This is a genomic window from Rhizobium sp. CSW-27 (assembly GCF_018760785.1).
Lineage (GTDB): Bacteria > Pseudomonadota > Alphaproteobacteria > Rhizobiales > Rhizobiaceae > Neorhizobium.
Genome location: NZ_JAHHZO010000006.1, coordinates 159,701 through 172,399, shown reverse-complemented (window position 1 = coordinate 172,399; position 12,699 = coordinate 159,701). Strand labels below are relative to the sequence as shown.

Genomic DNA, 12,699 nt, shown 5'->3' with positions numbered 1-12,699 from the left:
CCAGTCCCCAGTCCCCAGTCCCCGGTCCTCAGTCCTGTGGCTGCTCGTTCCGTGCCGGGCGGAACGGGTCGCGCGGCGTGCCGTCCGCCGGCCATTCGCGGCGAATCAGCCGGGTGTCCGGCGGCAGGGCCGAGAGCCGGGCGCCTGGCAGCATGTCCGGTCGGTAGGGTTCAAGCCCCTCATCCGCCTGTGGCAGGGCGCGCGCCGACGGGGCGGCAAACAGATCCGGCTCTTCCGTCTGAAGGCCGAGCCCGCTGCCCAGCACGCTTTTCTGGAAGTCGGATATGTCGAGATCCGCCACGGCCCGCATGCGCGAGACGACCATGCGCAGATCGAGGCTTTCGGGTGTGCCTTCGCTGCCTTGCAGCACCCGTGCCTGCGCTGCCGGAAGCCTGTGCGGCTGGATACGCTCGAACGTCATGCGCATCGGCACGCTGATCGCCTCGCCGAACGCAATTGCCTCGCCATTGCCGATGGCCGACAGGAAGCTGACGGTGGAGGCGCCGGAATTGGGGAGCGCCGTGCGGATGATCTCCTGATCGCGCTCATTGGCAAGCCGCATGGCAAACACGGTGGAACATTGCGACAGGATCGTCTGGTCGAGTTCGCCGGGGCGCTGTGTGATGATGCCGAGCGAGACGCCGTATTTGCGGCCCTCCTTGGCAATGCGGGCAATCGCCTGGCGCGTCGGCAGGAAGCCGAGAGAGGCATCCGCCGGCACATAGCGATGCGCCTCCTCGCACACCACCAGCATGTGCACCGCCCCTGCGCTCCACAGGCCGATTTCGAAGGCCATGCGGCAGAGCACGGATGCGACGGAATTGACCACTTCGGAAGGAATGCCGGCGAGCTGAAAGGTGCAGATCGGCCGGTCATCCCCCGGAATGCGGAAGATGCGGGCGATCGTCTCCATGATCGTGTCATGGATGGTGTGGCTTGAAAACATGAACTGGTAGCGCGGATCGTTGACCACCGACATCAGCCGCACCTTCAGCGCCCGCAATGCCGGCTTCTCGTCGCGCCCGTCGAGCCTGCCCATCCGCTCGTCGATCAGCGCGATGAGATCGGCCATGCGGTAGGGCAGCGGCGTATCGGCGGTGATTGCGCCGCGATCGGCCGGGCGGCGGCTCTGGTCGCCGCCGCGAAAGGCACGTTTCGCCTCCGGCATAAGGTCGCGCAGGAAATCCAGTTCTTCCGCCACTGGCGGGCGGCCGCGAAACACCACCTCGGCGAATTCCTCGAGCCGCATCAGCCAGAAGGGCAGTTCCAGCGTCTCTGTATCGATCACCACGGCGAGATCCGGAAAGGCGGCGGCAAATTCGTTGTGCGGGTCGAGAATCAGCACGCGCAGCTTCGGATCGGCCTCTATCGCCTTGCGCAGGAGAAGCGTCACCGCCGTCGACTTGCCGACGCCCGTGGAGCCGACGATGGCGAAATGCTTGGCGAGCATGGAGGGGATGTGGATCGCCGCGTCAATCGTCGTATCCTGTGTCAGGCGGCCGATGCTGCAGCTGTCGCGTGAGCCCGGATCGTAGATGCGCTGCAGGTCGCCGGCGCGGATGCGGTGGACGGCAGCCCCCAGATGAGGATAGCGCGAAATGCCGGTGGAAAAGGTTTCCCTGCCATCAGTGTCCGCCAGCACTTCTCCCAGCAGTTCCACCTCCACCTGGAAGGCATTGGCTGCCGTTGCCGACCACGTGTCCCCCACCGCCTGCATGGCATAGGCGAGGGCCACGACGCGGTTGCGTCCGACTGCGATCGAGACCAGCCGCCCGACGGCCCAGAGTTCCGCATGGGCGGTGGAGCCTGCCTCTGCGCTGGCGGCAATCGTGGCGCGGGCGCCGCTGCAGGCCACGACGCGCCCGAGCAGGCGGTTGCCTGCCTCCTCGGCGCTATGCTGCTCCGGCATGCAGGGATGGAAAGGGGCGGGAGGTCGGGGATCGTGCACGGCGCAAAACCCTTTGGTCTGGACGGCTGCACGGGCTCTGTCTGGCCGATGCCGGTGAGACTGCGAGACTAGATCCGCCGGCCTTAACAAGCCCTTGCGCAGCGATTGCGGAAATCTGCCGGTTTTGCGGGCGAATTGCGACAAGGCCTGATGTTTTGTTGCGCATTTGCGTTGACGAGCCGCAATTTTATGGCTAACGGTTCTCCCCATGATCGTATCGAACGCACTTATCGTGGTGGGAAGGCGCATGGGCAGGACGGTGTAACCGTCCGGCGACAGCCACCCATGCGCAAACCGAAGGCTCCTCAAGGGGCCTTTTTTTATGCCTTCAATCTGGCTTCGGCCTCGTGACAATCAGAGCAGACGGACTTTTTGACATGACGGACACAGACAATCGGATGACAGGGGCGGAAATCGTTCTGAAAGCCCTGAAGGACAACGGGGTCGAGCATGTTTTCGGCTATCCGGGCGGCGCCGTGCTGCCGATCTATGACGAGATCTTCCAGCAGGACGACATCCAGCACATTCTTGTCCGTCACGAACAGGGTGCCGGCCATGCGTCCGAAGGCTATGCCCGCTCCACCGGCAAGGTCGGCGTGATGCTGGTCACCTCCGGTCCGGGTGCCACCAATGCGGTGACGCCGCTGCAGGACGCGCTGATGGACTCGATCCCGCTCGTCTGCCTGACCGGCCAGGTTCCCACCACGCTGATCGGCTCCGACGCCTTCCAGGAATGCGATACCGTCGGCATCACGCGCCCCTGCACCAAGCACAACTGGCTGGTGAAGGATGTCAACGAACTGGCCGCCACCATTCACGAAGCCTTCCGCATCGCCCAGACCGGTCGTCCGGGTCCGGTTGTCGTCGATATCCCGAAGGATATCCAGTTTGCCACCGGTACCTACACGCCGAAGGCCGATCATGTGGCCCAGAAGAGCTACAAGCCGAAGGTCGAGGGCGATCTGAACGCGGTTCGCGCCGCCGTCGAACTGATGGCGTCTGCGCGCCGCCCGATCCTCTATACCGGCGGCGGCGTCATCAATTCCGGGCCTGAGGCCACGAAGCTGCTGCGCGAGCTGGTGGAACTGACCGATTTCCCGATCACCTCGACGCTGATGGGCCTCGGTGCCTATCCGGCCTCCGGCAAGAACTGGCTCGGCATGCTCGGCATGCACGGTTCCTACGAGGCGAACATGGCGATGCATGACTGCGACGTCATGGTCTGCATCGGTGCGCGTTTCGACGACCGCATCACCGGCCGCCTGAATGCGTTCTCGCCGAATTCCCGCAAGATCCACATCGATATCGACCCGTCCTCGATCAACAAGAATGTCCGCGTCGACATTCCTATCGTCGGCGATGTCGGCCGGGTTCTGGAGGACATGGTTCGCCTGTGGCGCGCCTTGCCCAAGAAGCCGGACGCGGCCCAGACCGAAGGATGGCACCAGCAGATCGATCGCTGGCGCGCCCGCAATTCCTTTGCCTACAAGAATTCGAGCGACGTCATCATGCCGCAATATGCGATCCAGCGGCTCTATGAGGCGTCGAAGGGGCGCGAGACCTTCGTGACCACGGAAGTCGGCCAGCACCAGATGTGGGCGGCGCAGTTCTTCGGCTTCGAGGCGCCGAACCGCTGGCTGACCTCGGGCGGCCTCGGCACGATGGGTTACGGCCTGCCGGCGGCGATCGGCGTGCAGGTGGCGCATCCGGAAGCGCTCGTCATCGACATTGCCGGCGATGCCTCGATCCAGATGTGCATCCAGGAAATGTCCTGCGCCATCCAGTATGGCCTGCCGGTGAAGATCTTCATCCTCAACAACCAGTACATGGGCATGGTGCGCCAGTGGCAGCAGCTGCTGCATGGCAACCGCCTGTCGAACTCCTATACGGAAGCCATGCCGGATTTCGTCAAGCTGGCGGAAGCCTATGGCGCGGTCGGCATGTATTGCGACAAGCCGGCGGAACTGGACGACAAGATCGCCGAGATGATTGCCGTCAATCGTCCGGTGATCTTCGATTGCCGGGTCGCCAACCTCGCCAACTGCTTCCCGATGATCCCCTCGGGCAAGGCGCATAACGAGATGCTGCTGCCGGACGAGGCGACCGACGAAGCCGTTGCTAATGCCATCGACGCGAAGGGCCGGCAGCTCGTCTGAGCCGCCACCGGATATCTGAGAGGAACGCATCCATGAACGCACACCTTCAACCCACCGGCTCGGCCTACTTCATCCAGCAGGAAAGCGCCCGCCAGGAACGCCACACGCTTTCGGTTCTCGTCAGCAACGAGCCGGGCGTGCTGGCCCGCGTCATCGGCCTGTTTTCCGGCCGTGGCTACAATATCGAAAGCCTGACGGTTTCCGAAACGGAGCATGAGGCGCACCTTTCGCGCATCACCATCGTCACCACCGGCACGCCGAGCGTGCTGGAGCAGATCAAGGCGCAGCTCGATCGCATCGTCCCGGTTCACCGCGTGGTGGACCTGACGGTGCGCGCCAGCCAGCTTGGCCAGGAGCGCCCGATCGAACGCGAGGTCGCGCTCGTCAAGGTGGCAGGCACCGGCGAAGGCCGCGCCGAAACGCTCCGCCTGGCGGATGCCTTCCACGCCAAGGTGGTGGATGCGACGGTTGCCCACTTCATTTTCGAGATCACCGGAAAATCCTCGAAGATCGACCAGTTCGTGGCGGTGATGAAGCCGCTCGGCCTGATCGAGGTCTGCCGCACTGGCATTGCCGCGATGAACCGCGGCCCGCAGGGGATGTGAAGGGGAGCGCTCCGTTTCTGCCAAACGACTATAGCCGCCGCGGTGAGGGCACTGCGGCGGCTTCTTCCTGACGGAGGATTGCCGATTAGTAATCCGGGCCGTCTTACTGAAGGGTGCTCGACTCGATGACCAGCGTATACGTGGTGTTGGCCAGAAGACCCAGGAGCTGAACATTGTTGGGAGCGTTGTCCAGAACCCAGTTGTGACCGTCATATCTCATCGTTGTCACCCGAACGAGATTGGTTCCCGGTACGGCGATGATGATCGGAAAGACGCTGGCCATATCGACGTTCTGAAGCGTGAATTCGAAGTTCTGGCCAGCCGCAAGTGGCGCCTGCAATTGTCCGATCAGGGCGCCATTGAAGACGTACAGACCAAGCCACTGCTGTGCCTGCGCCTGTGAATCATTCGCGAAAGACAGCTGAAGTGTTGCCATTTTCTTTTCTCCATAAGTTTTGAGAGGGGCGGCAAAGGAGCCGGTGTCGCCCATGCCGGTATGTGTGGAGGAGCGCTCGAATGGAGCGGCGGGACGGCAAGCGCGCCGATCCTCACGTCAACCGCTCGACGGGGCCGGCGCGCAGAATGTTGTCCGATCCCATGATGACGCTCTGTGTTGGCGTGATCGTGCTGAAATCCAGGATCACCCCATTCGTGATGCTGGTGGCATCGATGGCTTCGCCCGGGCTGTAGCCGCCGAACATCACCCAGTAGCGGTCGCGATGGGCAATGAAGCTGGTCGAGATGTTGGCGTGAAAATCCACCGTGTAGACGGCGGCGCCGCCGATCGCGATGCCCACATGCACGGGAAAGTCGAAGATGGCGTTGCGCTGGCGCACCGTCAGTACGCCGGGCGGGCCGCCAACGCGCAGGGCGCTGAAATCCGGCGCGCCGAACTCGTCGGCCCCGAGATCGATCAGGTTTTCGCGGTCGGGATCGGCCGGCACCTGCTGGCAGGCGGCGAAATAGGAACGACCTCGGAAATTGCCGCGCTCTCCCCAGACGAAGGACATGGCCGTGGACCATGTGAAGGTGATGCGTGTTCCGGGCGCGGCCGGGCGCGACAGCCAGGCGAGGCTGATGATCTGCTGCATGTTGTCGGATGCCGGCGGCACCTGATAGATGGCAAAATTGCCGTGCAGACGGGACGCGTTGGCGCAGATCAGTCGGTAATCGGGCATGGCGGCTCTCCTCTCGGACAGAAAAGGTTGGGGTGGCCGCACGTCGTGCGGCCACCGGAATGCATCAGGAGACGGTGATCATGTTGTCGAGGCCGAGCAATGCCGTGCGCGAGGTCAGTGCGCCGCCATAGGTCACCTCGACGGCGCCCGTCACATCCTCGATGTCGATGACGTCACCGGTTTCGAAATTGCCGAAGATCACCCAGTAATTCGGGTGGGGCGTGAAGACGGCGGTCATGTTCGGCTGTGCCTGCACGGCGAAGGTGCCGGAGCCGGCCATGCCGATGCCGACCGAGGTGCGGTTCGGTGCCACGTTGGACAACTGCTGGATCGTCAGCGAACCGATGGCACCTCCGGAGCTGGAGTTGGCGAAGGTCGTCGCGCCGTAATTGTCGAGCTTCAGCTGAATCAGGTTCTGCGCATTGGGATCTGCCGGCACCACCTGGGAGGCATTGAAGTTGATGCCGGGCTGCAGGATGCCGGTCTCGGACCAGACGAAGCTGTAGTCGAGGCTCCAGGTGAAGGTCACCTTGCTGTTCGGCGCGGTCGGGCGGGCGAACCAGGCGAGCGAGAAGACATTGCCCGGCACCGTGGTCGGCGGCGCCTTCTGGAACACGGCGAAGCTGCCGGAGAGCGTCGAATTGTTGACGCAGGTCAGCGAATAGGTCGTCATGGGATATGCCTTTCTGTTGGACGTTTTCGTTGGGGTGAGGGGGAGCCGGTGCCGGGGTGGTGGGGTGCGGCAGGCACCGGCTCCATCCCATCCGTCGCCTGGGCGGAGGAAATCGACGGAGGGATCGGTGGGCCGGCCTGTCAGGGCCGGGCAGCAGTGGAAGAGGTAGGCGGCGGGCCTGCCAGCGCTTGCGTTTTGCGCAGGCGGTGCGGATGTCCGACCGGGGTCAGGTCTTGCGCCATGGGTTTCCTCTCCGTCGTCTTTTTGGTGTGGGCGAGAGATGATTTCTCCTCTCGGTTGTCTTTGAACTTATACACAACCTCACATTCTGTCTTGGTCATCCGTCCCGAAAATTTGCACCAGCGTCCCCGATCGCGACGGGGGCTCACAATCGCTGCAGCCAGCCGGCGAAGCGGACAGTCGGGTCCTCGGTGCCGGCCGGATGGGTGGGGAGACTGGTCCACACGCTGCCGGATTTGCGAAAGGCGCGGGGCGAGAGCCCGTAGTGCTGGCGAAACAGCCGGCTGAAATGCGCTTCGTCGGCAAAGCCCGCTTCATAGGCGATGTCGCCGATGCGGCGTTCGGCGAGTGCGGGGTCGGCCAGCATCCGCAGGCTGCGGTCGAGCCGGCGACGGCGGATATAGGCCTCCACGCCGCCATCCCCTTCGAACTGGCGGTAAAGCTGGCTGCGTGACAATCTTAGATCCGTGCACAGACGCTCGGGCGTCAGGCGCCCGAGGCCGAGATTCTCCTCGATGTGGCGGCGCAGGCGCCGGCGCAGATCTGCATTCGCCCCGGCACCGGCCTCATGCCTTGCCGGGCCGAGGGCCAGTGCCACCAGATCCAGCACCGGGCGCGACAGCCCGGCAAGGTCTGCGGGCCATGGCGCGGTGGTCGCTGCCAGCAGTGCTGCGGCCAGACCCTGCAGCAGACGGGCCATGCCCTGACCGCCGGCAAGACGGCGCGGTCGCATCGGCTCCGGCGGCGCGACTCCGGCCGGCAGGGCAAGGCGCGGGATGATGAGATGCAACGCCTCGAAACCGGGACTGGTACGAAGGCTGAACGGTGCGGCCAGATCGACGGTGATGCAATCGCCCTGCCGCAGCAGGTTCGGCCGCCCATCCGTCCAGCCGGCACGTCCTGCCAGAAGGCAGGTGAGGAGCAGATGGTCCAGCCCGTCCTGCGCCAGGCGGGCCGGGGTACGGCGCAGTTCGAGGTGCGGCATGCAACCATGCAGCAGCAGGAAGCCACCGGCATGGTGGATGGTGGCGAAACCCGCGGCGGAACCGTCCGTGGCGCCGGGGGAGGAGACGGCACAAAGCGGCGCGAGGATGCCCTGCCAGAAAGCCTGCGGGGACTGTTCGTGCCCGGGGCGGGTGTCGAGGCAGCGGGTGGAGAGCGAGGGTGTGGTGGTGTGTTGAGACTGCATTTTCATCTCCAGGTTGTTTCTGGAGATGGCTTGCCGACAGATGCTCGGCTTTCAACAGTAATATTAAGAATAAATTCCCTTTAGAAGATTCGACGAATCTGCCAATTATGATCCGATTTTGTTCCCTGTAGCCGGAGGAGCGTTTAGAAAATAATCCTATTATGAAAATATTCTTTTCCCGTATCGATCAGTCGAAATCTCCTTTTGGTTGTGTTTTCTGGCGTGTGTCGTTGCTGAGTCGCGTCAGGCTTGCGATCCTGCGCCCTTTCACGCATGGTTTCGCCTTCAGCCGAGTCCAGGAGGATCTGCCGTGAGCGGCGACCATCACGACCACCACCACGACAACCATTATTCGGACATGCAGGCGCGTGTGCGTGCGCTGGAAACGGTGCTGACCGAAAAGGGGCTGATCGACCCCGGCGCGCTCGATGCGATCGTCGAGACCTATGAGACGAAGGTGGGGCCGCGCAACGGCGCACGTGTCGTCGCAAGGGCCTGGAGCGACGCGGCCTTTGCCGACTGGCTTTCGCGCGATGCGACCGCTGCCATTGCCAGCCTCGGCTATACCGGCCGGCAGGGGGAGCACATGCGGGCGGTGTTCAACACCAACGCGACCCATAATCTCGTCGTCTGCACGCTCTGCTCCTGCTATCCATGGTCCGTGCTTGGTCTGCCGCCGGTCTGGTACAAGGCGCCCGCCTATCGGTCGCGGGCGGTCATCGATCCGCGCGGCGTGCTTCGGGAATTCGGCGTGACCCTGCCGGAGGAGAAGAGGATTCGCGTCTGGGACTCGACGGCGGAACTGCGTTATCTGGTCGTGCCGCAGCGGCCGGCCGGCACCGACGGGTGGAGCGAGGCGGATCTCGCCGGCCTTGTGACGCGCGACAGCATGATCGGTACCGGTCTTGCCCGTCTTCCGGAGACAGCCGCATGAACGGTCCGCACGATCTTGGTGGCCAGATGGGATTCGGACCGATCGCGCCCGAGGCGGACGAGCCATGGTTCCACGCGGATTGGGAGCGCCGCGCGCTTGGCGTGACGCTTGCCTGTGGCGCCTTCGGGGCCTGGACGATCGACGAAAGCCGGCATGCGCGGGAAAACATTCCGCCTGCCGCCTATCTCGCCGCCAGCTATTACGAGATCTGGATCCGGGCGCTGGAGGTGCTGCTGCAGCGCCACGGTTTCGTGACTGCCGACGAGATTGCGGCCGGCAAAAGCCTGTCTGCCGGTGCCGCGCCGAAGCGTGTGCTGACGGCCGAGATGGTGGCGGGCGTTCTTGCCCGCGGCGGTCCGTGCGACCGGCCGCTTTCACAGGTGCCGCGCTTTGCCGTCGGCGCACGGGTTCGCACCCGCAATGTCAACCCGACCACCCATACGCGTCTTCCGCGCTATGCCCGCGGCAAAACGGGTATTGTCGAGGCGGTACAGGGCTCCTTTGTCTTTGCTGACGACAATGCCCATGGCCGCGGCGAAAATCCACAATGGGTTTATACGGTGGTCTTTGACGGGCCCGAGATCTGGGGGGAGGGCAGTGATCCGACGCTTTCCGTTTCCATCGATGCCTGGGAGAGCTATCTTGAGCCTGTGTGACGCCGTCTCTCCGCTGCTTGTCTCGCCGGGCCTGCCGCGCTCGGGGGAGGGCGACCCGGTCTTTGCCGAACCCTGGCAGGCGGAGGTCTTTGCAATCACTGTGCACCTGCATGAACGCGGGCTGTTCACTTGGCCCGAATGGGCATCTCATCTCACCCTTGAAGTTCATCGTGCCGGACGAGCAGAGGATGGTTCTGACTATTTCGAGGCCTGGGTGGCTGCGCTGACGCGTCTTCTGGCCGAAAAGGGTGTGGCCGACGAGACGCTGGTTCTGGCCCTCCAGCAAAGCTGGCAGCGTGCTGCAGAAGCAACGCCGCATGGGCAACCGATCCAGCTGGAGAATGATCCGCACCGCAGTAGGCGTGCGGAGGAATAGAAGAGGCAGAGTGTTTTCTGGCTGATTTTCGCCTTTCTGTTCGGCTTATCTGTCAGGTGTCGGATATCATCCGGAAATAATTCTTCCGTTTTCTGAATTTATCTGTATAATATAAATATATTATTCTCGTTCGTGCCTGCGGGGGTCGCCAGATGGGCTCGAATACAGGGAAATCAGAGTTTTTTGACTATCTGCTGGGTGCTTACCTTGTCGTGGTGCCTGTTCTTTTCGCCGGTTTGCTGGTGGCGGTCTGGCCGTTTCCTCGCCCCGCGTCGAGCATGCCGTGGCAGATGTTCGTGTCACCGTTTGCCGCGGCGGCGGCAAAGCCGGCTGGTGTGACCAATCTGCTGGGGCTGACCAACAGCGAAGTGATCATCCTGCTTCTGGTTGCCGTGTCGGGTGCGCTTGGCGGTGCATTGAACTCCGCCTACAAGTTTGCGATCCACAAGGGGCTTGGTCAGTTCAACCAGAACTGGATCTGGTGGTATGTGATGCATCCTGTCTTCGGCATGGTGCTGGGCCTGCTGATGGGGCTGCTGCTGCAGGCCGGGCTTCTGATCCTTGCGCCGCAGGCGGGAGAGCCGTCGGCTCCGCCCCTCAATCCCGCCGGAATGGCGGCGATTGCCGGGCTGACCGGCATGTTCGCCCGCAAGGGCATTGCCAAGCTCGACGAGCTGTTCGACACGATCCTCAAGGCGCCGAAGGTGCAGGACGCGATGGAGGCGCGGACGCCGGTGATCGACAAGCTCGATCCGGCCGAGAAGCTGCAGGGCGATCCGAATGCAGAGATCGTCGTCATCGGGCGTTTTCTGGATCCCAAGGCGATCGTCAAGGTGAACGGTACGGCCTGCGACGTGAAGGCCGATGGCGAGGGACGCCTGAAGATCGCATTACCGCCTGAGGTGCTGCGGCAGACCGGCACGGTCTTCGTCTCCGTCGTCAATCCGGGCGATGCGGGGATGGAATCGAAGCCTGTGCCTCTCGAGGTAAAGTAGCGCGTCGGAGACGGTGTTTCAGGTTGCTATTCTGTTCCGAATCCTCAATGAAGAGGCATGCAGTTCGCACCGCAACAGGATGAGGCCCTGAAGGCCGTTTCGAAGTGGCTCAAGGAAGGCCAAAGCCAGGTCTTCCGCCTGTTCGGCTATGCCGGAACGGGCAAGACGACGCTTGCCCGTCATTTTGCCGAGAATGTCGATGGTGACGTGCTGTTTGCCGCCTTTACCGGCAAGGCCGCCCAGGTGCTGCGCTCGCGCGGCGCCTCCAACGCGAAAACCATTCATTCGCTGATCTACCGCCCGCGCGGCGAGGAGGCGGTGGAGGATGAGGAAACCGGCAAGACGTCCATCGCGCCGATGTTTTCCATCAACCGCCAGAGCCCGGTCGCCAAGGCGGCGCTGATCATCATCGACGAATGCTCGATGGTTGACGAGCAGCTCGGCAAGGACCTGATGAGCTTCGGAACGCCGATCCTGGTGCTCGGCGATCCCGGCCAGTTGCCGCCGGTCTCGGGCGGCGGATACTTCACCGATCAGGAACCGGACTATCTCCTGACCGAGATCCATCGCCAGGCACGCGACAATCCGATCATCCAGCTCGCCATGCATGTGCGTGAGGGCAAGGAGATCATGTATGGCGATTACGGCACCGCACAGGTGATCTCCCGCAACGAGGTCACCCAGCCGCTTGTGCTGGAGGCCGACCAGGTTCTGGTCGGCACCAACAAGACCAGGCGGCGCTACAACCAGCGCCTGCGCGAACTCAAGGGCTTTTCCCAGGCCTATCCGCAATCGGGCGACAAGCTGGTCTGCCTGCGCAACGATCCGGCCAAGGGGCTGCTGAACGGTTCGCTCTGGCAGGTGATGAGTTCCTCGCGCGAGACGGTGAAGCCCGGCATCAACCTGATGATCCGGCCAGAAGACGACGACATGGATCGGGGTGCCGCCAAGATCAAGCTTCTGAAGCAGGCCTTCGAGGAGGAGGGTGAAATTCCCTGGTCCACCCGAAAGCGCTATGACGAGTTCGACTTCGGCTATGCGCTGACCGTGCACAAGGCGCAGGGCTCGCAGTGGAACAATGTCGTGCTGTTCGATGAAAGCTGGGCGTTTCGCGATACGCGCGAGCGCTGGCTCTATACCGCGATCACCCGCGCGGCCGAGACGATCACCATCGTTCGATAAGGCGCCCGGCTTCCCCCTTGCGCTCAGCCGCCGAGCGCGGCCACTTGCATGATCAGATCGCGGTCGCTTTTGCCGGAGGATCGGGCGATATCGCCAAGCGACAGGTCCGGTGCGGCGGCTGCGAAGCCGGCGGCCTTCAGGGCGGCAAGGATCTCGTCCTCCTTCTTGCCGACAAGCGCTGCCAGCTGTGCGGGCTTCGCCTTCGCCACCATCTGGATCAGCGCCACCTGTGGCGGCGCGCCGCGTTGGCCGCCGGAGGAGCCGAGAGGCATGAAGAAGGCGAGCGACGCGGCCAGCGATACCAGCAGTGCGATCACCATGGGCGCCCGCTTGAAATAAAGCACCATCGGCCGCCAGTTCTTCCAGACATGCAGCAGGAAGGGCAGGATCAGCACCATGCTCAGCCATTCGTGGATGCCGTGGAACTGCCCCGGCCCCCAGTGGAAGAACAGGGCAATCCCCGAAATGAGCGAAACGAGGAAGAGCCCGGTGATGAAGGGGGTGGCGTAGCGCGCCAGGATTGATGGCATGTCGGTCTCTCATATATGTGAATGGTCTGATGGATCC

13 protein-coding genes are annotated in these 12,699 nt (G+C 63.2%); 7 read left to right on the top strand and 6 right to left on the bottom strand.

The genetic code is table 11. The features are described from left to right. Positions 1 to 28 precede the first annotated feature (28 nt). Complete coding sequence (locus KLP42_RS13850) at positions 29 to 1,909, bottom strand: helicase HerA domain-containing protein (RefSeq protein WP_215567328.1); 1,881 nt, start codon at positions 1,907 to 1,909, stop codon at positions 29 to 31. Between the two features lie 416 nt (positions 1,910 to 2,325). On the opposite strand from KLP42_RS13850, the gene KLP42_RS13845 reads away from it, so the two are divergent. Both KLP42_RS13845 and ilvN read left to right on the top strand, forming a co-directional pair. Continuing rightward, the gene (locus KLP42_RS13845) at positions 2,326 to 4,104 is read left to right on the top strand and encodes an acetolactate synthase 3 large subunit (protein ID WP_215567327.1); all 1,779 of its coding nucleotides are present in this window, start codon (positions 2,326 to 2,328) and stop codon (positions 4,102 to 4,104) included. Between the two features lie 32 nt (positions 4,105 to 4,136). Beyond that, the gene (gene ilvN / locus KLP42_RS13840; RefSeq protein ID WP_215567326.1) at positions 4,137 to 4,709 is read left to right on the top strand and encodes an acetolactate synthase small subunit; all 573 of its coding nucleotides are present in this window, start codon (positions 4,137 to 4,139) and stop codon (positions 4,707 to 4,709) included. A 103-nt stretch (positions 4,710 to 4,812) separates the two neighbouring features. Here ilvN and KLP42_RS13835 read toward each other — a convergent pair whose 3' ends face one another. The 4 genes from KLP42_RS13835 to KLP42_RS13820 form a co-directional block, all read right to left on the bottom strand. Then, positions 4,813 to 5,199, bottom strand: a complete 387-nt coding sequence (locus KLP42_RS13835) for a hypothetical protein (protein WP_215567325.1) — start codon at positions 5,197 to 5,199, stop codon at positions 4,813 to 4,815. 58 nt (positions 5,200 to 5,257) lie between these two features. Beyond that, positions 5,258 to 5,887 (bottom strand): RhiA family protein, encoded by a 630-nt coding sequence (locus tag KLP42_RS13830; protein ID WP_215567324.1) that lies wholly within the window; start codon positions 5,885 to 5,887, stop codon positions 5,258 to 5,260. Positions 5,888 to 5,951: 64 nt separating this feature from the next. Next, positions 5,952 to 6,560, bottom strand: coding sequence for a RhiA family protein (locus KLP42_RS13825; RefSeq protein ID WP_215567323.1), 609 nt, complete (start codon positions 6,558 to 6,560; stop codon positions 5,952 to 5,954). A 385-nt stretch (positions 6,561 to 6,945) separates the two neighbouring features. After that, positions 6,946 to 7,989 carry a helix-turn-helix domain-containing protein gene (locus tag KLP42_RS13820; RefSeq protein ID WP_215567322.1) on the bottom strand — a complete coding sequence of 348 codons (1,044 nt, stop codon included), beginning with the start codon at positions 7,987 to 7,989 and terminating at the stop codon, positions 6,946 to 6,948. Between the two features lie 358 nt (positions 7,990 to 8,347). On the opposite strand from KLP42_RS13820, the gene nthA reads away from it, so the two are divergent. The 5 genes from nthA to KLP42_RS13795 all read left to right on the top strand — a co-directional run bounded on the left by nthA (position 8,348) and on the right by KLP42_RS13795 (position 12,132). Beyond that, positions 8,348 to 8,923, top strand: coding sequence for a nitrile hydratase subunit alpha (gene nthA, locus KLP42_RS13815; RefSeq protein ID WP_215567463.1), 576 nt, complete (start codon positions 8,348 to 8,350; stop codon positions 8,921 to 8,923). Next, positions 8,920 to 9,579 carry a nitrile hydratase subunit beta gene (nthB, locus tag KLP42_RS13810; RefSeq protein ID WP_215567321.1) on the top strand — a complete coding sequence of 220 codons (660 nt, stop codon included), beginning with the start codon at positions 8,920 to 8,922 and terminating at the stop codon, positions 9,577 to 9,579. Before nthA ends, nthB begins: the two co-directional genes overlap by 4 nt. Continuing rightward, positions 9,566 to 9,955, top strand: a complete 390-nt coding sequence (locus KLP42_RS13805; RefSeq protein WP_215567320.1) for a nitrile hydratase accessory protein — start codon at positions 9,566 to 9,568, stop codon at positions 9,953 to 9,955. The genes nthB and KLP42_RS13805 overlap by 14 nt, the downstream gene beginning before the upstream one ends. A 290-nt stretch (positions 9,956 to 10,245) precedes the next feature. Then, entirely contained in the window at positions 10,246 to 10,950 is a 705-nt protein-coding gene (locus KLP42_RS13800; protein WP_215567319.1) for a choice-of-anchor Z repeating domain-containing protein, read from the top strand. A gap of 57 nt (positions 10,951 to 11,007) precedes the next feature. Continuing rightward, complete coding sequence (locus tag KLP42_RS13795; RefSeq protein WP_215567318.1) at positions 11,008 to 12,132, top strand: ATP-dependent DNA helicase; 1,125 nt, start codon at positions 11,008 to 11,010, stop codon at positions 12,130 to 12,132. Between the two features lie 23 nt (positions 12,133 to 12,155). Here the strand turns inward: KLP42_RS13795 and KLP42_RS13790 are convergent, their stop codons facing one another. Next, positions 12,156 to 12,662 (bottom strand): DUF4405 domain-containing protein, encoded by a 507-nt coding sequence (locus tag KLP42_RS13790; RefSeq protein ID WP_215567317.1) that lies wholly within the window; start codon positions 12,660 to 12,662, stop codon positions 12,156 to 12,158. Positions 12,663 to 12,699: the final 37 nt, after the last annotated feature.